Here is a 22,672-nt window from a genome sequence, read left to right as displayed (position 1 = left end):
TTGCAGCTCGCGGCGGGCATACTAGGCCCGTCTCCACATTGGTATCGCCCACCCCCATGCTTCGTGCACTGATAGCCCTAGCCCTTACCTGCCTGCTGAGTACGGCCTATGCCGACGACCGTGCGCAAACCCAACAGCAGTTGGATGCCACCAAGCAGGACATCGCCGAACTGAAGAAACAGCTCAGCCAGGTGCAGGATCAAAAAAACGGCGTGCAGAAAGACCTGCGCGGAACTGAAACCCAGATGGGCAAGCTGGAGAAGCAGGTGGAGGCCCTGCAAACCGAACTAAAAAAGACCCAAGGCGAGCTGGATCGCCTAGCCCTGCAAAAAGATCAACTCCAGCAAAATAAGACCGAGCAACAGCGCCTGATCGCCATCCAGGCCCGTGCCGCCTACCAAGGCGGCCGCCAGGAGTACCTCAAGCTGCTGCTCAATCAGCAGAATCCGGAGAAATTCGCGCGCACGCTGACCTATTACGACTACATGAGCAACGCCCGCATGGCGCAGCTCAAGCAGTTCAATGACACCTTGCGCCAGCTGGCCGACGTCGAGAAAGACATGTCCGGCCAGCAGGCGCAACTGCTTGCCCAGCAGGCCAGCCTGGACAGCCAGCGCCAGGACCTGGACAAGGTACGCAAGGAGCGCCAGGCCGCCCTGGCCAAGCTCAACGACAGCTACAAGCAACAAGACCAGAAGCTTGCCTCGCGCCAGCAGGACCAGGAAGACCTGGCCAAGGTGCTCAAGACCATCGAGGAAACCCTGGCACGCCAGGCCCGCGAAGCCGAGGAAGCACGTCAGAAAGCCCTGCTGGCCGCACAGGAAGCCGAGAAGCAGCGCCAGCGTGAAAACGCCCAGGCCAAGGCTGACGATGCGCCAAAACGCCCCAAAGCAACGCCAGGTGCACTAGTCTCCAGTGGCGGTGCCAACTTTGGCGGCCCATTTGCAGCAGGTCGCGGAAAACTTCCATGGCCTGTTGATGGTCGATTGTTGGCACGTTTTGGTGAAACTCGCGGCGACGATGCGCGAACCAAGTGGGATGGTGTCATGATCAGCGCACCGGCCGGCACCCAGGTGCACGCCGTGCACGGCGGCCGCGTGGTGTTTGCCGATTGGTTGCGTGGCGCCGGACTTCTGGTCATTCTCGACCATGGGGACGGCTACTTGACATTGTACGGGCATAACCAGAGCCTGCTCAAGGGTGCCGGGGATGTGGTAAAGGCCGGCGAAGCGATCTCTACCGTCGGCAACAGTGGTGGGCAGGACACTTCGGCATTGTATTTTGCCGTTCGCCAGCAAGGTCGCCCCAGCGATCCTTCGCAATGGTGCCGCGGCTGAAGTCGGCACCAACTAAAAGGGCGTTATGGCCGTCATGAATGACGGCACGCCGATGCCCCGAAAGGCGCAAAACCAGAATCAGGAGTTCGTTCGTCATGCTGCACTTGCCCCGCCTTACCTCGCTGGCCCTGACGATCGCCGTGGTGATCGGCGCCCCGCTCGCCCGTGCTGCCGAGCCTGCACACCTGGCCGCCACCACCACGACCGCACCGGCACCGGCCGCTGCCGCCGCCGACCCGAGCAAGGCACCGCTGCCGCTGGACGAGCTGCGCACCTTCGCCGAGGTCATGGACCGCATCAAGGCCGCCTACGTGGAGCCGGTGGACGACAAGACCCTGCTGGAGAACGCCATCAAGGGCATGCTCAGCAACCTTGACCCGCACTCGGCCTACCTGGGCCCGGAAGACTTCCAGGAACTGCAGGAAAGCACCAGCGGCGAATTCGGCGGCCTGGGCATCGAAGTGGGCGTGGAAGACGGCTTCATCAAGGTGGTCTCGCCCATCGACGACACCCCGGCCACCAAGGCAGGCATCGAGGCAGGCGACCTGATCGTCAAGATCAACGGCCAGCCTACCCGCGGTCAGAGCATGAACGAAGCCGTGGACAAGATGCGCGGCAAGATCGGCGAGAAGATCACCCTGACCCTGGTGCGCAACGGTGGCAACCCGTTTGACGTGACCCTGGCCCGCGCGGTCATCCAGGTCAAGAGCGTCAAGGCGCAGATGCTGGAAGACGGCTACGGCTACATCCGCATCACCCAGTTCCAGGTCAAGACCGGCGAGGAAGTCTCCAAGGCCCTGGCCAAGCTGCGCAAGGACAACGGCAAAAAGCTCAACGGCCTGGTGCTGGACCTGCGCAACAACCCGGGTGGCGTGTTGCAGGCAGCCGTTGAAGTGGTGGACCACTTCATCAGCAGCGGCCTGATCGTGTACACCAAGGGCCGCATCGCCAACTCCGAGCTGCGCTTCTCGGCCACCGGCCACGATGAAAGCGATGGCGTGCCGTTGGTGGTGCTGATCAATGGCGGCAGCGCCTCGGCCTCGGAAATCGTGGCCGGCGCCCTGCAGGACCACAAGCGTGGCGTGCTGATGGGCACCGACAGCTTCGGCAAGGGCTCGGTGCAGACCGTGCTGCCGCTCAACAACGACCGCGCGTTGAAGATCACCACGGCGCTGTACTACACGCCTAATGGCCGCAGCATCCAGGCCCAGGGCATTGTCCCGGACGTGGAAGTGCGCCAGGGCAAGCTCACCAGCGACCAGCCCGACAGCGAGAACTTCAAGGAAGCCGACCTGCAGGGTCACCTGGGCAACGGCAACGGTGGCAAGGATCGCCCATCGTCCAGCCAGAGCCCCGTGGGCAAGGCCAAGGCCCGCCCGCAGGATGGCGACTTCCAACTGAGCCAGGCCCTGTCGCTGCTCAAGGGCCTGAGCGTGACCCGCAACAAGTGATGCCTTTTCGCGCCGTACTGCTGGCCCTGCTCTGCTGCCTGACCGGCGTGGCCCATGCCACGTCGGACAGCGGCGACGCCAAGCCCCGCAAGGCCTACTTCACGCTGATCATCGACGACCTGGGGCAAAACCTGCCTCGGGACCGTCGCGCCCTGGCACTGCCCGGCCCGGTTACCCTGGCGGTGATGCCCGACACCCCGCACGCCGCCGAATTCGCCCGCGAGGCGCACAAGGCCGGCAAGACGGTGATCGTGCACATGCCCATGGACCCTGCCACCGGCCCGTTCGCCTGGCACCCCGACCTGCCCATGGAAGAGTTGCGCAACCGCTTGCAGGCGGCCCTCAAGGCCGTGCCCTACGCGGCGGGCATGAACAACCATGAAGGCAGCAAGATGACCTCGCAGCCCGAGGCCATGGCCATGCTCATGGGTGAGTTGCAGTCACGTAACCTGTTCTTCGTCGACAGCCGTACCAGCGCCGCCACCGTGGCGGCGGCCAAGGCCCAGGACATCGGCCTGGCGCATGTTTCGCGGGATGTATTCCTGGATGACGTGCGCACCCCCGAAGCGGTGGCCAAGCAACTGCAGACAGCCATTGCCCATGCGAAGAAGTTCGGTTCGGTGGTGGTCATCGGCCACCCCTACCCAGTCACCCTGGACTTGCTGGAGCACGAGTTGCCCAACCTCAAGGGCAACGGCATCGACTGGATACCCATCCGCCAGATGATCGCCCAGCGCGCCAACCGCGCCATGCCGGCGCATGGCAAGGATGGCACCTACAAGCCCGCCCCCGCTCAGCCGTAACTGACAGTGTGGGATAGGGGCCGGCCATCCGGCTCTGCCCGCGAAAAGGTCACCGCGGTGGGTCAGAAAATATGCGGCGCTCTTTGCGCGGGTAGAACCCGCTCCCACAATTGCAACTATGGGTGGCGTTTCAGAGGTAACGAGCCATGATGTCGTCGATATGGCCGTCGGCGCGCATCTGGTTCAGGGCCTGCTGCAGGCGCTCCACCACCTCATCCGGCGTGTCCTTGTTCAACGCCAGGTACAGTTCGGCGCTGTTGAAGCGCAGCACCGTCTTGAGCCCGTTCACGCCTTCCTGGCGCGCCAGGTAGCGGCCGGCCGGGTCGCCGGTGGCCCACACATCGATTTCACCATTCTTCAGCTTGGCGGCGTTGTCCTGGTCGCGCAGGGCGATCACCGGGTGCATGCCTTCGCGGGTCAGGGTTTCGGCGATGGCGTCGCCCTTATAGGCGCCGATCTTCAGGCGACGGGCCTGGGCCAGGTTGTCGAACTTGAGCTTGCTGTCGGCACGCGCCAGCAAAATCCAGTCATCCGGGCCAATAGGGCCAACCCACTTGAATGACTGCTCGCGCTCGGGCAGGCGCGCCGTGACGAACACGCCGTAACCTGGGTTCTGCATGGCCAGCTTGTAGATACGGTCCCAGGGGAAACGCAGGGTCATGCTGTAGCTGATACCCGCACGCTTGAACATCTCGCGCACCACATCGGCGGCGATGCCCTGGATATTGTCTTCACGCGCGAAGTTCTTGCCGTCAGCGGCCATGTTGTAAGGCGGGAAGTTTTCGGTGAGCAAGACCATGGAGTAGTCGGCTGGCACCTCGGCATGGGCACCGAGGGCAAACGACAGGCAAACACTGGTCAGGCAGGCGAGTGCAAAACGCTTCATGAGAGTCGAGCCCCACATCCATGGCTGTCGAACGAAACACTAAGGCAATTCGCCATCACTGGCAATACATGTGGGAGCTGCCTTGCCAGCTCCCACACGCTTATAACGCTCAGCGAACGACGATACCCTGCCTGGCCATGAACGCCTTGGCTTCCGGCACGGTGTATTCACCGAAGTGAAAAATGCTGGCGGCCAACACGGCGCTGGCGTGGCCTTCGATCACGCCGTCAGCCAGGTGCTGCAGGTTGCCAACGCCGCCCGAGGCAATGACCGGGATGCCCAGGGCATCGCTGATGGCGCGGGTGACGCCCAGGTCAAAGCCGTTCTTCATGCCGTCCTGGTCCATGCTGGTCAGCAGGATCTCACCGGCACCCAGGCCTTCCATCTTCATGGCCCACTCAACGGCGTCCAGGCCCGTGGGCTTGCGGCCGCCATGGGTGAAGATTTCCCAGCGCGGGGTTTCACCCGGGCCTGAGACCTTCTTGGCGTCGATGGCCACCACGATGCACTGCGAACCGAAATGCTGCGCTGCCTCGCCCACGAACTCTGGGTTGAACACCGCGGCGGTGTTGATAGAGACCTTGTCGGCACCGGCATTGAGCAGGTTGCGGATGTCCTGCACCGTGCGCACGCCACCGCCCACGGTCAGCGGGATAAACACCTGGCTGGCCATGCGCTCGACGGTGTGCAGCGTGGTATCACGGCCGTCGACGCTGGCCGTGATGTCCAGGAAGGTAATCTCGTCCGCGCCCTGCTCGTCGTAACGGCGGGCGATTTCCACCGGGTCACCGGCGTCGCGGATGTTCTCGAACTTCACGCCCTTCACCACACGGCCGTTGTCCACGTCCAGGCAAGGGATGATGCGTTTGGCCAGCGCCATGGGCTTAATCTCCGATTAAGAGCTTTGAGCTGCAAGCTTGAAGCTGCAAGCTGAAGCGGATTGCGGTTGCTGTTACTTGCAGCTTGTAGCTTGTAGCTTGCGGCTTTTAGCTAGCCACGTAGCCATCGCAGAACGCCTGGGCTTCGGCCACGTCCAGGGTGCCTTCGTAGATGGCACGGCCGGTGATGGCGCCGATGATGCCAGGTGCCTTGGCGTCCAGCAGGGCCTTGATGTCACCCAGGTTGTGGATGCCACCGGAGGCGATGACGGGGATCTTGGTGGCCGCAGCCAGGGCTGCGGTGAACGGCACGTTACAGCCCTGCATCATGCCGTCTTTGGCGATGTCGGTGTAGACGATGGCGCTGACGCCGTCGGCTTCGAAACGCTTGGCCAGGTCGATGACCTGCACGCTGCTCACTTCAGCCCAGCCGTCGGTGGCGACGAAACCGTCCTTGGCGTCCAGGCCGACAATGACCTTGCCCGGGAATGCCTTGCAGGCTTCGGCCACGAATTCTGGCTGTTTCACAGCCTTGGTGCCGATGATCACGTAGCTGACGCCCGCTTTCACGTAGTGCTCGATGGTTTCCAGCGAACGAATGCCGCCGCCGATCTGGATCGGCAGGTGCGGGTAGCGCTTGGCGATGGCGGTAACCACTTCGCCGTTGACCGGCTGGCCTTCGAAGGCGCCGTTCAGGTCGACCAGATGCAGACGGCGGCAGCCGCCCTCCACCCACTTGGCAGCCATGCTCACCGGGTCATCGGAGAACACCGTGGAATCTTCCATGCGGCCCTGGCGCAGACGTACGCAGGCACCGTCTTTAAGATCGATAGCAGGGATAATCAGCATCGCTTTTTCCTTCGTAAAAAGAGCTGCAAGCCAGTAGCTGCAAGCTGCAAGAGGTTCCGCGTCGATACACAGCTTTTGCTTGAAGCTTGAAGCTTGTAGCGATCAGCTGCTCTTTTCGAGCGCCCACAGGTCGCTTTCAATGCTCTCGAAACGCTCCTTGAGGTGCGCCTGAACATCGAAAATCGCCCTGTTGTAATAGTGCGGAGCAATTTCACGGGTAAACAGCTCAAGAATTTCCGCCGCCTCGAACGACCCCAGGTCCAGCTCGAAGCGGTCCTCCATGAAGCGTTTGATCTTCGTGGTGGCCTGGCTTTCCTGCTCAGGGGTGAGCGTGAGGATCGGCGGTTTCTTCTTGCTCATTACCAGCGCCCGTCCCACGCCGCGAAGTTCTGCAGCAATTGCAGGCCATGGGTATGGCTCTTCTCGGGGTGGAACTGCACGGCAAAGCGCGAGCCCTCGGCCAGCGCGGCGGCGAAATCAACGCCATAGTGGCCGCGGCCCACTACCTGGCCAGCCTTGGCGGCGGCAATGTAGTAGCTGTGCACAAAGTAGAAGCGCGCCAGGTTGGGAATGTTGTGCCACAGCGGGTGGTCCACCGATTGGGTCACCTCGTTCCAGCCCATGTGCGGCACCTTCAGGTGCGCGCCGTCTTCGTGCAGGTCCTTGCCGAAGAACTTCACGTTGCCGGGGAACACGCCAATGCAGTCCACGCCGTCGTTCTCTTCGCTGTGGTCCAGCAGGGCTTGCATGCCCACGCAGATACCCAGGAAGGGGCGGTCCAGGCTGACTTCACGCACCAGGCTGTCGAAGCCCAGGCGCTTGATCTCGGCCATGCAGTCGCGGATCGCGCCCACACCGGGAAACACCACGCGGTCGGCTTCGCGGATGACCGCAGCGTCGCTGGTGATCATTACCTTGCCGGCACCCACGTGTTCGAGGGCCTTGGCCACCGAGTGCAGGTTGCCCATGCCGTAGTCGATAACCGCTACCGTCTGCATCAGAGGCAACCCTTGGTGGAGGGCATCTGCCCGGCCATGCGTTCGTCCAGGGTAATGGCCATGCGCAGTGCGCGGCCGAACGCCTTGAACACCGTCTCGATCTGGTGGTGGGTGTTGTGCCCACGCAGATTGTCGATGTGCAGGGTGACGTTGGCGTGGTTGACGAAGCCCTGGAAAAATTCCTGGAACAGGTCCACGTCGAAGCCGCCTACGCTGGCCCGGGTGTAGGGCACGTGCATCTGCAGGCCGGGGCGGCCGGAAAAGTCGATGACCACGCGCGACAGCGCTTCATCGAGCGGCACATAGGCATGGCCGTAGCGGAATATACCCTTCTTGTCGCCGATGGCCTGGTTGAACGCCTGGCCCAGCGTAATACCCACGTCTTCGACGGTATGGTGATCGTCGATATGCAGGTCGCCCTTGCACTCGATGTCCAGGTCGATCAACCCGTGACGGGCGATCTGATCGAGCATGTGTTCAAGGAAGGGAACCCCGATATCGAATCGGGCCTTTCCGGTGCCATCCAGGTTGATCGAGGCTTTGATCTGGGTTTCCAGAGTGTTGCGCTCGACGGACGCCTTACGTTCGGCCATCACCAGCTCCGCAAAATCATTGGGCGAAAAAGGTGTTCATTATAGGCCGTACGGGCGCCAAACAGAAACAAAAGGCTGACATAAGGGGCTCATCGATGTTGTGGGAGCGGGTTCTACCCGCGAAGGCCACACCGCGAAGTCTCTGAGAGACCGCGGCGGCCTTTGCGCGGGCACAGCCCGCCCCCACGCAAACCACAGATTTGCAGGCTGACTGTCAGTGGAACAGGACAGCGGTTTTCTGCAAGGTCACGATCACACCCCACGCCAGCGGAATGCCTACCGCCAACCAGGCCAGCACGGCCAATGGCTTGGTGCCCGGCGCCGCTTTCCACTCAAGCACGGTGCGGCTGTCGGCACCCTTGTCGTGGCCCAGCGCCTGTTCGGCGGCCAGTTGCTGTTCGGTCATGAAGTGCTTGTCGGCCACCGGGCGCACCAGCGCATTGCACAGGAACCCCAGCACCAGCAGGCCGGCGAGGATGTACAGGGTAATGTCGTAGGCGGCGGCGCGCTCCACGCCAATGCTCAACTGATACTCGCGCAGGTAGTTGACCAGTACCGGGCCCAGCACGCCGGCAGCCCCCCAGGCGGTCAGCAGGCGACCGTGAATGGCACCCACCATCTGCGTGCCGAACAGGTCGGCCAAGTACGCCGGGACGGTGGCGAAACCGCCGCCGTACATGGACAGCACCACGCAGAACGCGGCCACGAACAGCGCGATGTTGCCCATGTGGCCCAGGTTCGGCACCAGGCCGTACAGGGCAAAGCCCAGCGCGAAAAACACGAAATAGGTGTTTTTACGGCCGATGTAGTCCGAGCACGACGCCCAGAAGAAGCGCCCACCAATGTTGAACAAGCTCAGCAGGCCAGTGAAACCGGCGGCAATGGCGCCAATCTGGGCCAGCTGCGCGGCGTTGAGCTGGCTGAAGGTCAGGTCCACACCCAGCAGCTTGCCACCAAACACTTCCTGCAACAGCGGCGAAGCCATGCCGAGAATGCCGATACCCGCCGACACGTTCAGGCACAGCACCAGCCACACCAGGGCGAATTGCGGGGTTTTCCACGCAACACTGACGTGCACATGGCGGTGGGTAATCATGGCATTGCTGGCCTTCTTCACCGGTGCGGTCCAGCCCTCGGGCTTCCAGCCGGTAGGCGGCACGCGGTAGGACAGCGCTCCGCCCATCATGAACACAAAGTAGATTGCCGCCATGGCCACGAAGCTCTGCCACACGCCAACGCTGTCAGGCGTGGCGAAATGGCTCATCAACGCCGCGGCAAGCGGTGCACCCACCATGGCGCCGCCACCAAAGCCCATGATCGCCATGCCAGTGGCCATGCCCCGCTTGTCCGGGAACCACTTGATCAGCGTCGAAACCGGGGAAATATACCCCAGCCCCAGGCCGATGCCGCCAATCACGCCAGAGCCCAGCCACATCAGCGCGATCTGGTGGGTATACACCCCCAGCGCCGAAATCAGCAGGCCACCGCACCAGCACAGGGCCGATACAGTACCGGCCTTGCGCGGCCCGGCGTGTTCCAGCCAGCCACCCCAGATGGCCGCCGAGCAGCCCAGGAAGATGAAGAACAGGGTGTAGATCCAGCCGAGCATGGAGATCGGCCAGTCGCAGGTGGACGAAAACACCTGGGTGAACAAGCCCATGTCAGCCGAACAGGCCACCGGCGTGGAAATGCCGATGGCCTTCGACAGAGGCAACCAGAACACCGAAAAGCCATAGGCCATGCCGATGCACAGGTGGATGGCCAGCGCCGCCGGCGGTACCAGCCAGCGGTTGAAGCCCGGCTTGGCGATGATGCGTTCCTTGGAGAAGAAGGCCGGCCGTTCGCTGGCGATCCCTCCGGACGTGATAGTGCTGCTCATTTTTATAATTCCCCCTTGGATATTTTTCGCTCGATGGCCCTGGTGGTTGCCACGACCCTCATGCACGCAGGCCTTCAGTGGTTTTATCGGCACCACCTTGCTTTTCACGACATTGACGCCGCCTATCAGCTCATCGACAGCGCGCAGGTTACCACTCGAGGGTTACAGTAAAGGCGTTTAGCCATCTCCTTTTTCCTTGAAACTGCTAGAAACATCACGAAACAAGGATCGCCGCCCACCCCAGCCCCACACAGTGCCCTGCCACCTGGCCTGGGGCGCTATACTCGCGGGCTAAATTTGAATTCGAAACTACAAGGACTCGCCCATGAAAGCGTTCGGCAAAATCCTGGGGCTGTGTGTTCTCGGGCTGTTGCTGATCATTGTGGCTCTCGGTTTCGCCGTGACCCACTTCTTCGATCCCAACGACTACAAAGACGAGATTCGCAAGCTGGCCCGCGACAAGGCCCACGTCGAGCTGACCCTTAACGGTGATATAGGCTGGAGCCTGTTCCCGTGGCTGGGCCTGGAGTTGCACGACGCCAGCATCGCGACCTTGCAGAACCCCAAGACGCCGTTCGCCGACCTGCAGATGCTGGGCCTGTCGGTGCGTGTGCTGCCGCTGCTGCGCCGTGAAGTGCAGATGAGCGACGTACGTGTGGAAGGCCTTAACCTGACGCTTACCCGCGACGAAAACGGCCACGGCAACTGGCAGGACATTGGCAAGGCGCTGCCCAAGCCACCTGCGCCTGGCGACATGGTAGACCCCAACATCGCCAACCCTGCACCGGTTTCCCAAAGCAAGCCTGACAAGGCCGACCGCCCAGTAAAGCTGGACATCGACAGCCTGACCGTGAACAACGCGCGCGTGCAGTTCAGCGATGCCAGGAGCGGCCGCGAGCTCACCGCAGAAAGCATCCAGCTGAGCACCGGCCCGGTACACGACGGCATCGACATTGCGGTCAAGCTCACGGCGTTTCTGGGCACCAACCAGCCCAACCTGCGCGCGCGTACCGAGCTCAATGGCGAGCTGCGCATGGAGCGCGCCCTCAAGCGCTACCAGTTCAGCGACCTGAAACTGTCGGGTGAAATGGGCGGCGACCCGCTGCAAGGCAAGACCGTGACCTATTCGGCCCAGGGCAACCTGAACGTCGACATGGGTGCCCACGTTGCCGACTGGAGCAACCTCAAGCTGTCCATCAACCAGCTGCGCGCGCTGGGCGACCTGAACGCCCGCGACCTGGCCACCGAGCCCAAGCTCAGCGGCGGCCTGTCGATTGCCCAGATGGACCTGCGCGCCTTCATGGACAGCATCAACCAGCCACTGCCAGTCATGGCTGACGGCAGCCTGGGCCAGTTCGAAATGGTCGCACGCCTGGAAGGCACACCCAACAGCCTGGCGCTGAACGACCTGGCGATGAAACTGGATGGCAGCAGCTTTGCCGGCAACCTGGCCATTGCCGATTTCGCCAAGCAGGCCCTGCGCGTGCAGCTCAAGGCCGACAAGTTCGACGCTGACCGCTACATGAAACCCAAGAGCGCCGAGGCCTCCAGCGCTGGCGCGGCGCGTGACGCCGAGGTAAAAACCACCGAGGCCACCGCAATCGGTGGCGCGGGCGACACGCCACTGCCCAATGCCCCTACCCAGGGCGCGTGGAGCAACGACACCCTGCTGCCGGTGGAGCGCCTGCGCAAACTGGACCTGCAGGCCGACCTGAGCTTCGGTCAACTGACGCTCAACCAGTGGCCCATCGACAATGCCAGCCTCAAGGCCCAGGGCCAGAACGGCCTGATTACCCTGGAAAACCTGTCCGGCGGCCTGTACGACGGCTCCTTCAGCACCAAGGGCACCCTCGACGTGCGCCCCGACAAACCGCTGGTGGCCTTGCAGACGCAACTGAACAAAGTGCCGGTTGAGCACTTCATCAAGGGCAAGAACGGCAACCCACCACCGGTGCGCGGGCTGATGACCCTCAACAGCAACCTGACCGGCACCGGCAACAGCCAGAAAGCGCTGATCGATAGCCTGAACGGCCCCGCCAATTTTGTCCTCAACGACGGCGTGCTGGTGAATGCCAACCTGGAACAGCAGCTGTGCCAGGGCATCGCCACCCTCAATCGCAAGACGCTCAGCGGCGACGCGCGCGGCAAGGACACCCCCTTCCGCGAGCTGAAAGGCAGCGTGACGATACACAATGGCGTGGCCAGCAACCCGGACCTGAAAGTCAGTATTCCGGGCCTGGTGGTGAACGCCAACGGCGACATCGACTTGCGCGTGCTAGGCATGGACTACCGCGTGGGCGTGGTCATCGAAGGCGACAAGAGCGACATGCCCGACCCGGCTTGCCAGGTCAACGAACGCATCGCCGGCATTGAATGGCCACTGCGCTGCCGCGGCCCGATCGAACTGGGGGCCAAGGCCTGCCGTATCGACCGCGAAGGTGTGGGCAAGGTAGCTGCCAAGGTCGCCGGCGACAGGATCACCGAAAAACTGGAAGAAAAATTCGGCGACAAAGTCAGCCCCGAGCTGAAAAACACGCTGAAAGGTCTGTTCAAACGATGAACCCAGAGCAATTTTCCACCGCCGTACTGGAATGGTTCGACCGCAACGGCCGTCACGACCTGCCCTGGCAACAGGGCATCACCCCCTACCGGGTGTGGGTGTCGGAGATCATGTTGCAACAAACCCAGGTCAGCACCGTGCTGAACTACTTCGACCGCTTCATGGCCTCGCTGCCCACGGTCCAAGCCCTGGCCGAGGCACCTGAAGACGAAGTGCTGCACCTGTGGACCGGGCTTGGCTACTACACCCGCGCCCGCAACCTGCACAAAGCCGCGAAGATCGTGGTGCAGCAGTACGGCGGCGAGTTCCCCCGTGACGTCGAGAAGCTGACCCAGTTGCCAGGCATCGGGCTGTCCACGGCCGGCGCCATCGCCAGCATCAGCATGGGCCTGCGCGCGCCTATCCTGGACGGCAACGTCAAGCGCGTGCTGGCCCGCTATACCGCACAGGAAGGCTACCCGGGCGAGCCCAAGGTGGCGAAACAGCTGTGGGCCAACGCCGAGCGCTACACGCCCCACGCACGGGTGAACAACTACACCCAGGCCATGATGGACCTAGGCGCCACCCTGTGCACCCGCACCAAACCCAGCTGCCTGTTGTGCCCGCTGGAAGCAGGCTGCCAGGCGCACATGCTGGGCCTGGAAATTCGCTACCCGGTGCCCAAGCCGAAAAAGGCCGTGCCGCTCAAGCACACCCTGATGCCGTTGCTGATCAATCGTGACGGCGCCATTCTGCTTTACCGCCGCCCGTCCAGCGGCTTGTGGGGCGGCCTGTGGAGCCTGCCCGAGCTCGACAGCTACAACGACATCGAGCACCTGGCCAGCCAGCACGCCCTGGCCATGGACGCACCGCGTGCGCTGGAGCCGCTCACCCACACCTTCAGCCACTTCCAATTGGCCATCGCGCCTTGGCTGGTGCCGGTGCAGGAGTCGGCCCACCACGTGGCCGAGGCCGACTGGCTCTGGTATAACCTCGCCACCCCGCCGCGCCTGGGCCTTGCCGCCCCGGTGAAAAAGCTGCTTGAACGCGCGGCCGATGCCTTGAATGCAGGAGAATTGTCATGACCCGCACCGTGATGTGCCGCAAGTACAAAGAAGAACTGCCAGGCCTTGAGCGCCCTCCGTACCCGGGTGCCAAGGGCCAGGACATCTTCGAACACGTTTCGCAGAAGGCCTGGGCTGACTGGCAGAAACACCAGACGCTGCTGATCAACGAAAAGCGCCTGAACATGATGAACGCCGAAGACCGCAAATACCTGCAGGGCGAAATGGACAAGTTCTTCAGCGGCGAAGACTACGCCCAGGCCGAAGGCTACGTGCCACCCAGCGAATGACCACTGGAAAACGTAACCGAAGGAATTAATTAAAAATTTTTTGCGATCTTGCTTGACGCAAAGTCGAAAAAGCCTTTTAATGCGCCCCGTTGCCCAGATAGCTCAGTCGGTAGAGCAGGGGATTGAAAATCCCCGTGTCGGCGGTTCGATTCCGTCTCTGGGCACCACCTTCCGTTTTCAGGTGGTGCATGCGTCACCTGAAAGCTTCCAAAAAACCCGCCTAGTGCGGGTTTTTTGTTGCCTGCGATTTACCCCTTACCCCTTGCAATTCCAATTGGCCAGCCGTTACATTTAGCTTCAGTAATAACCCTATTTTCTGTCCGGTTTATGGCGCCAAAAATCCGACCTTCCTTCAGGCGATCAATGGTGGCTACTGGGTGATAAGTGCTGCAGCGTCGCGGCCTTGTCTGCTCTAAGATTGGCTCAGTTCCACGTGTGCGACTACTACGCTGCCTTGGCTGTTCATGGACGTCTGATCATGAGGCAGGCCCGTCTCTGCTCTTTAATTTCGCGCCTCTGGGTGCCCAAGGATAGCCAAGCATGAAGCATCGCATCTTCCACTCGCTGGACCTCCCCGAACGCCTTCCCGCTTTGGCCAAGGAACTGCAGGTCAACCCCGAAGAGTTGAACGCAGCCTACGCCTGGGGCGTTACCCACAACGTGTTCTTCGCCGAAGGCGAAGGTGAGCATGCGCGCTACAGCATCTGCTCGGTGGACATCGAAGCGATCATCCAGAACCCGCTGGCCAGGGCGCTGTACCACCGCCTGCGGCAGGACATCCCTACCCGGCTGGTACCCCGGTTCGGGAAAAACTGGACCACCCTCAAAGACCGCTGGCTCAGGGCCTGGGAGCAGACCTACAACATTCTCATCAACAAGATACCCAGCCACCATGTGCGCCTGGCCTGGCTGCGCCTGGGCGGGGCGAAGATAGGCAAAAACTCGACCATCTGGCGCAATACCGAAGTGCTGGGCATCGAGAACCTGGTGATTGGCGTGGACAGCGTGATTGCCTGGCATTGCCAGATTGACGCGCGCGCCGGCCTGATCATCGGCGACCACGTGGCCATTGCCTCCCATGTGCTGATTATCGCCGGCACCCATGACCTGGCCGCGCCCGAGTTCTGGTCGGTGTCGGGGCCTATCTACATCGAGGACTACGCCTGGATCGCCACCCGCGCCCTGATCGGCCACAGCACGCGCATCGGCCGCGGCGCCGTGGTCACCGCCAACACCCTGGTAGCCAAGAACATCGCCCCCTACAAGATTGTGGGCGGCAGCGGCGCCAAGCCCATGGGTGAGCGCCCCTACGCACTGAGCTACAAGGTGGGCGGTAAGGGCCTGTTCACCCTGCTTCACTAATTGGAAGCACTCCCTTCCCCGGGCTGGTAAGGTGCAGCGCTGTAAAACTGACCGCCGAGGAATCGACCATGAGCACACAGGAAAAAATGACCGGGGACCTGTTCGAAGTCGACAAGCGTCTGTCGCTCAAGCCTGTCACTGAATTCAACAGCTACCTGCGCACCGCCTTCGGTGACGGTGCCTGCACCTGCGTGCGCTGCGTGAACAGCCATGGCGACGAAAGCGGCTACGACTTCCAGCACACCTTCCAGCTCGAAGGCCAGGTACTGAACCGCCGCTTCGCCCTCACGGCCGGCAGCGACGTGCTGCTGGCCTTGAAGAAGGCCTGGTTGTCGTACACCAAGGCCGAACTGGGCAATGGCGCTATGCTCGACGTTACGGCCATCAAGGGCTTCGTCGAGCCTGAGTTGCACAAGCGCCTGGTGCCGCTGTTCCTGGCCAGCGGCCTGGTCAAGGACATCGACGGCAACCTGCAGATTCAGCCGCAGGCGGCCTGAGCCACCCCATTCATTGTGGGGCAACTGCCTTTTGTGGGAGCGGGCTCTGCCCGCGAAAAGAGCACCGCGCTGCAACGGGACACCCGCAGCGCCCGCCCCCACAAAAGCAGATCCGGCTAACCGGGGAAGCGGTCACCGATCTGCGCCACGGCATACCAGGCAATGATCGCCTCCATACCCTGCTCGCCTTCGGCCACGGTCCAAGGCATGTAGTCCTCCTCCGGAATCGGCGTATACACGCCATCCTTCACTTCAAAGATCACCGCCCCCTCCTCCAGCGACAACACCGCGTGCCACACGCCGGCCGGGGTCTCGACCATCTTCACCTCATCACCCAGCACCACGCGATCGATCACCTCGCCCGCCTGATTGAAATGCAGCACCACAAAGCGCCCACGCAGCGAATGGAGCATTTCAAAGGTATGCGGGTGACGATGGGCGCGCACGTAGGTACCCGGCTCCATGGCCACGGCCAGGCGCTGAGTGGGGTCGGACAGCTCAGGGTGCATATTGTGGTGGGCGCGCAGGCGTGGGGCCTGCTGCGCGCGGGCAGTGAGTTCGTCGAGGAGCGTGGTGGTGATCTGTTTCATCTGACTGGCACGGTTCGGATTGAAAGCACCGAGTATGCCTGCGCCCGCGTGAAATTCTCCTGAACGACGCCCACAAAAAAGCCGCTGTCATCGCCGACAGCGGCCTTTAAATGGTGGGAGCGGGCTAGGCCCGCGAAAAGAACACTGCGAACGTCAAGAAACTACGCGGCGCGCCCTTCGCGGGTAGAACCCGCCCCCACAGCAGGCGCAACAGATCACTTGCCGTAGGCAGCCTGGCCTTGCGGCAGCGACTTGCGACGACGGTCAACCAGCAAGCCGGCGGCAACCACAGCAATGGTCAACAGGCCAGTGGCCAGGATCTCGATGCGATGGTCAGCGCGGATGGCCATGACGGTCAGTACCGCGACGATGAAAGCAATCACCAGCCAGGTCAGCACCGGGAAAGCCCACATCTTGAACTCGATCTTCTCGCCCTTCTGCTCACGCTGCTTGCGCATGCGCAATTGCGATACGGCGATCACCAAGTACACCAGCAGCGCGATGGCGCCGGAGCTGGCCAGCAGGAAGTCGAACACTTGCGAAGGCGCGACGTAGTTGGCGAACACCGCCAGGAAAGCAGCAGCGGTGGACAGCAGCACGGCCCAGTACGGGGTGCCGCCCTGGCTGGTGCGCTGGGCCATTTTCGGTGCGTCGCCACGCTTGCTCAGGGAGTAGAGCATGCGCGAGGAGGTGTACAGCGCCGAGTTCAGGCAGCTGGTCACGGCAACCAGAACCACCACGTCAACGATCATCTTGGCGTTAGGTACGCCAATCAGGTTCAGCACGGTCTGGTAGGAACCCATGGCCGGCAGGCTGCCATCGTTCCATGGCACCAGGGCCACGACGATGAAGATCGACACGAGGTAGAACAGGAAGATACGCCAGATTACCGAATTGGTGGCCTTGGTGATCTGCTTGCCCGGATCCTTGGATTCGGCAGCGGCGATGGTGACGATCTCGGTACCCATGAACGAGAACATGGTGGTGAGCATGGCCGCAACCACCGCGCCCAGGCCGTTGGGCATGAAGCCCTGGGTGTCGACGATATGGCTGACACCGCTGACCTGACTGCCCGGCACCAGGCCGAAGATGGCGGCCGCGCCCAGGATGATGAAGCCGATGATGGCAATGACCTTGATCAGCGCGAACCAGAACTCGAATTCACCGTAGTTCTTCACGTTGAGCAGGTTGGTGCCAGTCAGTACCAGGGTAATCACCAGGGTGAACACCCACACGGCGATGTCCGGGAACCAGGCATGCAGGATGCCTGCGGCGGCGTTGGCTTCCAGTGGAATGACCAGTACCCAGAACCACCAGTACAGCCAGCCGATGGTGAAACCGGCCCAGTGACCGATGGCACGGTCGGCGTAGGTGGAGAACGAGCCAGTGTCTGGTTGCGCGATGGCCATTTCGGCCAGCATGCGCATCACCAGTACCACCAGCGTACCCGCAGCGGCGTAGGCCAGCAGCACGGCTGGGCCTGCTTCGGCAATGGCATGGCCGGAACCCACGAACAAGCCAGCGCCGATGACACCAGCAATGGACAGCATGGTTACATGACGCTGTTTAAGCCCCGACCCGAGGTCGTTGTGATTGTGCTTACTGCTCATAAAACTACCTATGCAGAGAATAGCGTTCGGTCCAGCATTTGGCGTTACACCTACCCATGTTGTGGGAATGCAACATGCCGTTGCGGATTTTTTACGCAAATATTGCGCCAAAATCCTTCACGACTGATGCCAATGCGCTAGGACGGCCTTTTGAGCCTTGTTGGTCAAGCCCTTGATCGACATGAAATTTCCGTACACCTGTAACCAAGGGTTACCGCCCTACACAATAACAGGACGAAATGTCGCACCAAAAACTCACTTCGGTAACACCAATGCACAATTTAAGTGCAACCAGAGGTGCAACCTGGCACGCGGTTTAGCGACAAAAACGTGCAACCAAAGGACGTGACTGGGCACACTGCACATCGGTCGGTTTAATCAACGTTTACTTTCCATTGCCCGCCAAAACTGGCACCATCGCGCCTTTTTTCACGCGCACCCGCTTGCGCGCGGGGCCCCGCACCGGCTGGCTGGCGACATGCTGCTACAGCCAGGCGACACCCCGCGCCCATACCCCCTGCCATATCGGCGGCGCCATGCTAGTTTGGCGCACCGCTTCAGGGCGGGAACGCAACCGTATAGATGAGGACCGCACATGGCCCAGGCCACGCCCGCGCTGGAAATCCGCAACCTGCACAAACGTTACGGGCAGCTTGAGGTGCTCAAGGGCGTTTCGCTGAGCGCCCGGGAAGGCGCCGTGATCTCGATACTGGGCTCGTCCGGCTCGGGCAAGTCGACGCTGCTGCGCTGCACCAACCTGCTGGAAAACCCCCACGAAGGGCAGATTTTCGTGGCTGGCGAGGAGTTGAAGCTCAAGGCCGCGCGCAACGGCGAACGGGTGGCCGCCGACGGCCGGCAGATCAACCGCATGCGCAGCGAAATCGGTTTCGTGTTCCAGAACTTCAACCTCTGGCCGCACATGACCGTGCTCGACAACATCATCGAGGCGCCGCGCCGCGTGCTGGGCCAGAGCAAGGCCGAGGCCATCGAGGTGGCCGAAGCGCTGCTGGCCAAGGTCGGCATTGCCGACAAGCGCCACGTGTACCCCAATCAACTGTCGGGCGGCCAGCAACAACGCGCCGCCATCGCGCGCACCCTGGCGATGCAGCCTAAAGTAATCCTGTTCGACGAGCCCACCTCGGCGCTGGACCCGGAAATGGTCCAGGAAGTACTGAGCGTCATTCGCAACCTGGCCGAAGAAGGCCGCACCATGCTGCTGGTGACCCACGAGATGGGCTTTGCCCGCCAGGTGTCCAGCGAAGTGGTGTTCCTGCACCAGGGCCTGGTGGAAGAACATGGCACACCGGATCAAGTATTCGACAACCCGGTGTCGGCACGATGCAAACAATTCATGTCCAGCAACCGTTAACGGAGCATCACGCATGCAGACCTATAAGAAACTGATACTGGCCGTTGCCGCCAGCCTGGCGATGAGCGCCAACGTGATGGCCGACACCCTGAAGATGGGCATCGAAGCCGCCTACCCTCCGTTCAACAGCAAGGACGCCAGCGGCAACGTCGTGGGCTTCGACGCCGACGTGGGCAAGGCCCTGTGCGCCAAGATGAAAGTGGAGTGCGAAATCGTCACTTCCGACTGGGACGGCATCATCCCGGCCCTGAACGCGAAGAAATTCGACTTCCTGATCTCGTCCATGTCCATCACCGACGAGCGCAAGCAGGCCGTGGACTTCACCGACCCGTACTACACCAACAAGCTGCAGTTCATCGCCGCCAAGAACGTCGACTTCAAAGTGGACAAGGACGCGCTGAAGGACAAGATCATCGGCACCCAGCGTTCGACCCTGTCGGGTACCTGGCTGGAAGACAACATGCCGGACGTGCAGGTAAAACTGTATGACACCCAGGAAAACGCCTACCTGGACCTGACCTCGGGCCGCCTGGACGGCATCCTGGCCGACAAGTACGCCAACTACGAGTGGCTCAAATCCGCGGCCGGCAAAGACTACGAGTTCAAGGGCGAGCCTGTGGAGCAAAGCGACAAGATCGGTATCGCCGTACGCAAGGGCGACGCCCTGCGCGAGAAGCTGAACGCCGCCCTGGCCGAAATCAAGGCCGACGGCACCTACAAGAAGATCAACGACAAGTACTTCCCGTTCAGCATCGAATGACCTCCCCGACTGCCGTCGCGCCCCGTGCGCGGGGCTGGTCCTCAATAAAGCCTGCCCATGAACATTGATCTCCACGGATTCGGCCCGGCCCTGGCGGCTGGCGCGCTGATGACTGTCAAACTCGCGCTGTCGGCCCTGTGCCTGGGCCTGGTCCTGGGCCTGCTCGGCGCATTGGCCAAGACCTCGCCCTACAAGGCGCTGCAAGCGCTGGGCGGCACCTATTCGACCATCGTGCGCGGCGTGCCCGAACTGCTGTGGGTACTGCTGCTGTACTTCGGCACCGTCAACATGATGGCCGCCCTGGGTAGCTGGCTGGGCATGCCCGACCTGACCCTGAGCCCCTTCGCCGCCGGCGTCATCGCCCTGGGCCTGTGCTTCGGCTCGTACGCCACGGAAGTGTTCCGCGGCGCCATCATCGCCATTCCCAAGGGCCACCGCGAAGCCGGCCAAGCCCTGGGGCTGTCGAAGGTGCGCATCTTCACCCGGCTGATCCTGCCGCAAATGTGGCGCATCGCCCTGCCGGGCCTGGGCAACCTGTTCATGATCCTGATGAAGGACACCGCGCTGGTGTCCGTCATCGGCCTGGAAGAGATTATGCGCAACGCGCAAAACGCCGTCACCGACACCAAGCTGGCGTTCAACTTCTACATGGTGGCCGCCGTCATGTACCTGGGCCTCACGGTACTGGCCATGATTGGCATGCACTTCATGGAAAAATACGCCGCACGCGGCTTCACGAGGGCCGCGCAATGAACTGGGAAGTAATCTTCAAGTGGCTGCCCAAGCTGACCCAGGGCGCCACCGTGACACTGGAACTGGTAGCCATTGCCGTGCTCGCCGGCCTCATCCTGGCCGTGCCGCTGGGCATCGCCCGCAGCTCGCGCAAGTGGTACATCAGCGCAGTGCCCTACGGCTACATCTTCTTCTTCCGCGGCACGCCGCTGCTGGTACAACTGTTTCTGGTGTATTACGGCGCCGCGCAATTCGACGCCGTGCGCCATAGCGTATTGTGGCCGTACCTGCGCCAACCCTTCTGGTGCGCCGCCGCCACCATGACCCTGCACACGGCCGCCTACATCGCCGAGATTTTGCGCGGCGCCATACAGGCCATCCCCAAGGGCGAGATCGAAGCTGCTCGCGCCCTGGGCATGTCGCGCCCCAAGGCGCTGCTGTACATCATCCTGCCGCGCGCCGTACGCATTGGCCTGCCGGCCTACAGCAACGAAGTGATTTTAATGCTCAAGGCCAGCGCCCTGGCCAGCACCGTCACCCTGCTGGACCTGACCGGCATGGCGCGAACCATCATCGCCCGCACCTACCTGCCGGTGGAAATCTTCTTCGCCGCCGGCGTACTGTACCTGCTGATCTCCTTCGTGCTGGTGCAAGGCTTCAAACTGCTGGAGCGCTGGCTGCGCGTAGACGCCACCCAAGGCCGCTAACCCACTGCCCGCAACCTGACGGCAACCGCCTACCGCCCCGTAGAAGCTGCCGCCAGGCTGCGAAGGCACGCACAGCGTGCCCAACCCCCTCAACCCGGGCGCCCCCCCCATGAGCCTAACCCCTGCCAACCTGCTCAACCGCTTCCGCGCCCTGGACGCCTTCCTGCTGGCCCACCAGCCCCTATGGCGCCCCAAGCCTTTCACCGAGCTCACGCTGCCCTGGGAAACCGCCCACCCCGACCTGGCCCAATGGCTACGCACCCGCACCCTCGACCAGGCCGAAACCGAACACAACCACCCCGAACGGCTGGCCGCCCCCGCGCCCTACCCTGCCCTTGCTGCCCAGGCCGCCGCCCTAAGCGCAGTACCCAGCTTACCCACAGGCGCCCTGCAACCCTGCCCGCCACGCCTGAAAGTCGACGTGCCCGGCCGCAAATGGCAACAGATCGAAGCCTTCGCCGACGCCCTTACCTTCCAGCACCCCGTCACCGGCTGGCTCGACTGGTGCGCGGGCAAAGGCCACCTGGGCCGCCGCCTGCTGCAACCCGGCCAGAATCTCACCTGCTATGAATACGACCCTGCCTTGGTAGAAGCCGGACACGCCTTGAGCCAGCATCACCAGCTCAGCGCCGAGCACCGCCTGCAAAACGTCATGGCCGCCGACTGCCACCTGCCTGTGGATAAAACCGCCGTGGCCCTGCACGCCTGCGGCGATCTGCACGTACGCCTACTGCAACGCGCCGCCGCCGACCACTGCCGCCAACTGGCCATAGCCCCGTGCTGCTACAACCGCACCGAAGCCGACCAGTACCAACCCATGTCCGAAGCCGCAGCCGCCTCCAACCTGCGCCTGAGCCGTGACGACCTCGGCCTGCCCCTGAGCGAAACGGTCACCGCCGGCGCCCGCGTACGCCGCCAGCGCGACCAGTCAATGGCCTGGCGCCTGGGCTTCGACCTGCTGCAACGCCAGGCGCGCGGAACAGACCAATACCTGCCCACCCCATCGCTTCCAAGCGCCTGGCTGGCCAAACCGTTCCCTGACTACTGCAACGACCTCGCCCAACTCAAAGGCATCACCCTGCCCCCGGCCACCCACTGGCCCGCCGCCGAAGCCGCTGGCTGGCACCGCCTGGCCAACGTGCGCAACCTGGAAGGGGTCCGCAACCTGTTCCGCCGCCCATTGGAACTGTGGCTGGTACTCGACCGCGCCCTCTACCTGCAAGAAAAAGGCTACGAAGTACGGCTGGGCCTTTTCTGCACAAGCCACCTCACCCCCCGCAACCTGATGCTGCTGGCACAGCGCCCAAAAGCGTAACAAACCTGGAACGCACCCTGTGGATAACTCTGTGGGCAAAATTGCCAGCAAGCTAAGAAAATAGCTGGATCCACGGCAAAAACGACCCTGGTCATTTTTTGTTCATCATTTATTTGGCAGCAAAAACAGCCATTTGCGCAAACACTGCAAAATCGTCACCGCC

General features: G+C 62.3%; 22 protein-coding genes and 1 tRNA gene. 14 read left to right on the top strand and 9 right to left on the bottom strand.

Going from position 1 to position 22,672, the window contains the following annotated elements:
- Positions 1-56 precede the first annotated feature (56 nt).
- The 3 genes from PMM47T1_RS09075 (at position 57) to PMM47T1_RS09065 (ending at position 3,591) form a co-directional block, all read left to right on the top strand.
- Positions 57-1,337, top strand: a complete 1,281-nt coding sequence (locus PMM47T1_RS09075) for a murein hydrolase activator EnvC family protein (protein WP_008367892.1) — start codon at positions 57-59, stop codon at positions 1,335-1,337.
- 95 nt (positions 1,338-1,432) lie between these two features.
- Positions 1,433-2,788, top strand: a complete 1,356-nt coding sequence (locus PMM47T1_RS09070) for a S41 family peptidase (RefSeq protein WP_008367889.1) — start codon at positions 1,433-1,435, stop codon at positions 2,786-2,788.
- The gene (locus PMM47T1_RS09065; RefSeq protein ID WP_008367888.1) at positions 2,788-3,591 is read left to right on the top strand and encodes a divergent polysaccharide deacetylase family protein; all 804 of its coding nucleotides are present in this window, start codon (positions 2,788-2,790) and stop codon (positions 3,589-3,591) included. The genes PMM47T1_RS09070 and PMM47T1_RS09065 overlap by 1 nt, the downstream gene beginning before the upstream one ends.
- Before the next feature lie 130 nt (positions 3,592-3,721).
- Here the strand turns inward: PMM47T1_RS09065 and PMM47T1_RS09060 are convergent, their stop codons facing one another.
- The 7 genes from PMM47T1_RS09060 to PMM47T1_RS09030 form a co-directional block, all read right to left on the bottom strand.
- Entirely contained in the window at positions 3,722-4,477 is a 756-nt protein-coding gene (locus PMM47T1_RS09060; RefSeq protein ID WP_008367886.1) for a substrate-binding periplasmic protein, read from the bottom strand.
- Between the two features lie 109 nt (positions 4,478-4,586).
- Entirely contained in the window at positions 4,587-5,357 is a 771-nt protein-coding gene (gene hisF / locus PMM47T1_RS09055) for an imidazole glycerol phosphate synthase subunit HisF (RefSeq protein WP_008367884.1), read from the bottom strand.
- A gap of 106 nt (positions 5,358-5,463) precedes the next feature.
- Positions 5,464-6,204, bottom strand: a complete 741-nt coding sequence (gene hisA, locus PMM47T1_RS09050) for a 1-(5-phosphoribosyl)-5-[(5-phosphoribosylamino)methylideneamino]imidazole-4-carboxamide isomerase (protein WP_008367882.1) — start codon at positions 6,202-6,204, stop codon at positions 5,464-5,466.
- Between the two features lie 102 nt (positions 6,205-6,306).
- Positions 6,307-6,564: a DUF2164 domain-containing protein gene (locus tag PMM47T1_RS09045; RefSeq protein WP_008367880.1), complete on the bottom strand. Its 258-nt coding sequence runs from the start codon at positions 6,562-6,564 to the stop codon at positions 6,307-6,309.
- Positions 6,564-7,202, bottom strand: coding sequence for an imidazole glycerol phosphate synthase subunit HisH (gene hisH, locus PMM47T1_RS09040; protein WP_008367878.1), 639 nt, complete (start codon positions 7,200-7,202; stop codon positions 6,564-6,566). The genes PMM47T1_RS09045 and hisH overlap by 1 nt, the downstream gene beginning before the upstream one ends.
- The gene (gene hisB, locus PMM47T1_RS09035) at positions 7,202-7,795 is read right to left on the bottom strand and encodes an imidazoleglycerol-phosphate dehydratase HisB (RefSeq protein WP_008367877.1); all 594 of its coding nucleotides are present in this window, start codon (positions 7,793-7,795) and stop codon (positions 7,202-7,204) included. The genes hisH and hisB overlap by 1 nt, the downstream gene beginning before the upstream one ends.
- A gap of 214 nt (positions 7,796-8,009) precedes the next feature.
- Positions 8,010-9,674, bottom strand: a complete 1,665-nt coding sequence (locus PMM47T1_RS09030; protein WP_008367875.1) for an OFA family MFS transporter — start codon at positions 9,672-9,674, stop codon at positions 8,010-8,012.
- Between the two features lie 325 nt (positions 9,675-9,999).
- Between PMM47T1_RS09030 and PMM47T1_RS09025 the strand changes: the two genes are divergently transcribed.
- The 6 genes from PMM47T1_RS09025 to PMM47T1_RS09000 all read left to right on the top strand — a co-directional run bounded on the left by PMM47T1_RS09025 (position 10,000) and on the right by PMM47T1_RS09000 (position 15,426).
- Entirely contained in the window at positions 10,000-12,234 is a 2,235-nt protein-coding gene (locus tag PMM47T1_RS09025; RefSeq protein WP_008367873.1) for an AsmA family protein, read from the top strand.
- Positions 12,231-13,298 carry an A/G-specific adenine glycosylase gene (gene mutY, locus PMM47T1_RS09020; protein WP_008367871.1) on the top strand — a complete coding sequence of 356 codons (1,068 nt, stop codon included), beginning with the start codon at positions 12,231-12,233 and terminating at the stop codon, positions 13,296-13,298. The genes PMM47T1_RS09025 and mutY overlap by 4 nt, the downstream gene beginning before the upstream one ends.
- Entirely contained in the window at positions 13,295-13,567 is a 273-nt protein-coding gene (locus PMM47T1_RS09015) for an oxidative damage protection protein (protein WP_008367870.1), read from the top strand. The genes mutY and PMM47T1_RS09015 overlap by 4 nt, the downstream gene beginning before the upstream one ends.
- Positions 13,568-13,658: 91 nt before the next feature.
- A tRNA-Phe gene (locus tag PMM47T1_RS09010) sits at positions 13,659-13,734 on the top strand.
- Positions 13,735-14,107: 373 nt separating this feature from the next.
- The gene (locus tag PMM47T1_RS09005; protein WP_008367869.1) at positions 14,108-14,929 is read left to right on the top strand and encodes an acyltransferase; all 822 of its coding nucleotides are present in this window, start codon (positions 14,108-14,110) and stop codon (positions 14,927-14,929) included.
- Positions 14,930-14,997: 68 nt separating this feature from the next.
- A complete protein-coding gene (locus tag PMM47T1_RS09000) occupies positions 14,998-15,426 on the top strand; it encodes a hypothetical protein (protein ID WP_008367867.1) in 429 nt (142 codons plus the stop codon).
- Positions 15,427-15,542: 116 nt separating this feature from the next.
- On the opposite strand, the gene PMM47T1_RS08995 is transcribed toward PMM47T1_RS09000, so the two are convergent.
- Together PMM47T1_RS08995 and gabP are read right to left on the bottom strand one after the other, a co-directional pair.
- Positions 15,543-16,016 (bottom strand): WbuC family cupin fold metalloprotein, encoded by a 474-nt coding sequence (locus PMM47T1_RS08995; RefSeq protein WP_008367866.1) that lies wholly within the window; start codon positions 16,014-16,016, stop codon positions 15,543-15,545.
- A gap of 215 nt (positions 16,017-16,231) precedes the next feature.
- Positions 16,232-17,626 (bottom strand): GABA permease, encoded by a 1,395-nt coding sequence (gene gabP / locus PMM47T1_RS08990; protein WP_008367864.1) that lies wholly within the window; start codon positions 17,624-17,626, stop codon positions 16,232-16,234.
- A 595-nt stretch (positions 17,627-18,221) separates the two neighbouring features.
- Between gabP and PMM47T1_RS08985 the strand changes: the two genes are divergently transcribed.
- From PMM47T1_RS08985 to PMM47T1_RS08965, 5 genes are all read left to right on the top strand, one after another.
- Positions 18,222-18,995 carry an ABC transporter ATP-binding protein gene (locus PMM47T1_RS08985; protein ID WP_008367862.1) on the top strand — a complete coding sequence of 258 codons (774 nt, stop codon included), beginning with the start codon at positions 18,222-18,224 and terminating at the stop codon, positions 18,993-18,995.
- A gap of 13 nt (positions 18,996-19,008) precedes the next feature.
- Positions 19,009-19,755: an ABC transporter substrate-binding protein gene (locus tag PMM47T1_RS08980; protein ID WP_008367860.1), complete on the top strand. Its 747-nt coding sequence runs from the start codon at positions 19,009-19,011 to the stop codon at positions 19,753-19,755.
- Between the two features lie 57 nt (positions 19,756-19,812).
- Positions 19,813-20,508, top strand: coding sequence for an ABC transporter permease (locus PMM47T1_RS08975; RefSeq protein ID WP_008367858.1), 696 nt, complete (start codon positions 19,813-19,815; stop codon positions 20,506-20,508).
- Positions 20,505-21,194, top strand: a complete 690-nt coding sequence (locus PMM47T1_RS08970; RefSeq protein ID WP_008367856.1) for an ABC transporter permease — start codon at positions 20,505-20,507, stop codon at positions 21,192-21,194. Before PMM47T1_RS08975 ends, PMM47T1_RS08970 begins: the two co-directional genes overlap by 4 nt.
- 109 nt (positions 21,195-21,303) lie before the next feature.
- Positions 21,304-22,509 carry a methyltransferase gene (locus PMM47T1_RS08965; RefSeq protein ID WP_008367854.1) on the top strand — a complete coding sequence of 402 codons (1,206 nt, stop codon included), beginning with the start codon at positions 21,304-21,306 and terminating at the stop codon, positions 22,507-22,509.
- Positions 22,510-22,672: the final 163 nt, after the last annotated feature.

The organism is Pseudomonas sp. M47T1 (assembly GCF_000263855.1).
In the GTDB taxonomy this organism is placed as follows: Bacteria; Pseudomonadota; Gammaproteobacteria; order Pseudomonadales; family Pseudomonadaceae; genus Aquipseudomonas.
This window is presented reverse-complemented; position numbering and strand designations above follow the sequence as displayed.

Excerpts from the sequence above, each read along its gene's own strand:
- gabP (WP_008367864.1), bottom strand. The coding sequence starts at position 17,626 with ATGAGCAGTAAGCACAATCACAACGACCTCGGGTCGGGGCTTAAACAG.
- PMM47T1_RS08970 (WP_008367856.1), top strand. The coding sequence starts at position 20,505 with ATGAACTGGGAAGTAATCTTCAAGTGGCTGCCCAAGCTGACCCAGGGC.
- PMM47T1_RS09015 (WP_008367870.1), top strand. The coding sequence starts at position 13,295 with ATGACCCGCACCGTGATGTGCCGCAAGTACAAAGAAGAACTGCCAGGC.
- PMM47T1_RS09030 (WP_008367875.1), bottom strand. The coding sequence starts at position 9,674 with ATGAGCAGCACTATCACGTCCGGAGGGATCGCCAGCGAACGGCCGGCC.
- hisH (WP_008367878.1), bottom strand. The coding sequence starts at position 7,202 with ATGCAGACGGTAGCGGTTATCGACTACGGCATGGGCAACCTGCACTCG.
- hisF (WP_008367884.1), bottom strand. The coding sequence starts at position 5,357 with ATGGCGCTGGCCAAACGCATCATCCCTTGCCTGGACGTGGACAACGGC.
- PMM47T1_RS08995 (WP_008367866.1), bottom strand. The coding sequence starts at position 16,016 with ATGAAACAGATCACCACCACGCTCCTCGACGAACTCACTGCCCGCGCG.
- PMM47T1_RS08980 (WP_008367860.1), top strand. The coding sequence starts at position 19,009 with ATGCAGACCTATAAGAAACTGATACTGGCCGTTGCCGCCAGCCTGGCG.
- mutY (WP_008367871.1), top strand. The coding sequence starts at position 12,231 with ATGAACCCAGAGCAATTTTCCACCGCCGTACTGGAATGGTTCGACCGC.
- PMM47T1_RS09025 (WP_008367873.1), top strand. The coding sequence starts at position 10,000 with ATGAAAGCGTTCGGCAAAATCCTGGGGCTGTGTGTTCTCGGGCTGTTG.
- PMM47T1_RS08975 (WP_008367858.1), top strand. The coding sequence starts at position 19,813 with ATGAACATTGATCTCCACGGATTCGGCCCGGCCCTGGCGGCTGGCGCG.
- PMM47T1_RS09000 (WP_008367867.1), top strand. The coding sequence starts at position 14,998 with ATGAGCACACAGGAAAAAATGACCGGGGACCTGTTCGAAGTCGACAAG.
- PMM47T1_RS09075 (WP_008367892.1), top strand. The coding sequence starts at position 57 with ATGCTTCGTGCACTGATAGCCCTAGCCCTTACCTGCCTGCTGAGTACG.
- hisB (WP_008367877.1), bottom strand. The coding sequence starts at position 7,795 with ATGGCCGAACGTAAGGCGTCCGTCGAGCGCAACACTCTGGAAACCCAG.
- hisA (WP_008367882.1), bottom strand. The coding sequence starts at position 6,204 with ATGCTGATTATCCCTGCTATCGATCTTAAAGACGGTGCCTGCGTACGT.
- PMM47T1_RS08985 (WP_008367862.1), top strand. The coding sequence starts at position 18,222 with ATGGCCCAGGCCACGCCCGCGCTGGAAATCCGCAACCTGCACAAACGT.
- PMM47T1_RS09045 (WP_008367880.1), bottom strand. The coding sequence starts at position 6,564 with ATGAGCAAGAAGAAACCGCCGATCCTCACGCTCACCCCTGAGCAGGAA.
- PMM47T1_RS09060 (WP_008367886.1), bottom strand. The coding sequence starts at position 4,477 with ATGAAGCGTTTTGCACTCGCCTGCCTGACCAGTGTTTGCCTGTCGTTT.
- PMM47T1_RS08965 (WP_008367854.1), top strand. The coding sequence starts at position 21,304 with ATGAGCCTAACCCCTGCCAACCTGCTCAACCGCTTCCGCGCCCTGGAC.
- PMM47T1_RS09005 (WP_008367869.1), top strand. The coding sequence starts at position 14,108 with ATGAAGCATCGCATCTTCCACTCGCTGGACCTCCCCGAACGCCTTCCC.
- PMM47T1_RS09070 (WP_008367889.1), top strand. The coding sequence starts at position 1,433 with ATGCTGCACTTGCCCCGCCTTACCTCGCTGGCCCTGACGATCGCCGTG.
- PMM47T1_RS09065 (WP_008367888.1), top strand. The coding sequence starts at position 2,788 with ATGCCTTTTCGCGCCGTACTGCTGGCCCTGCTCTGCTGCCTGACCGGC.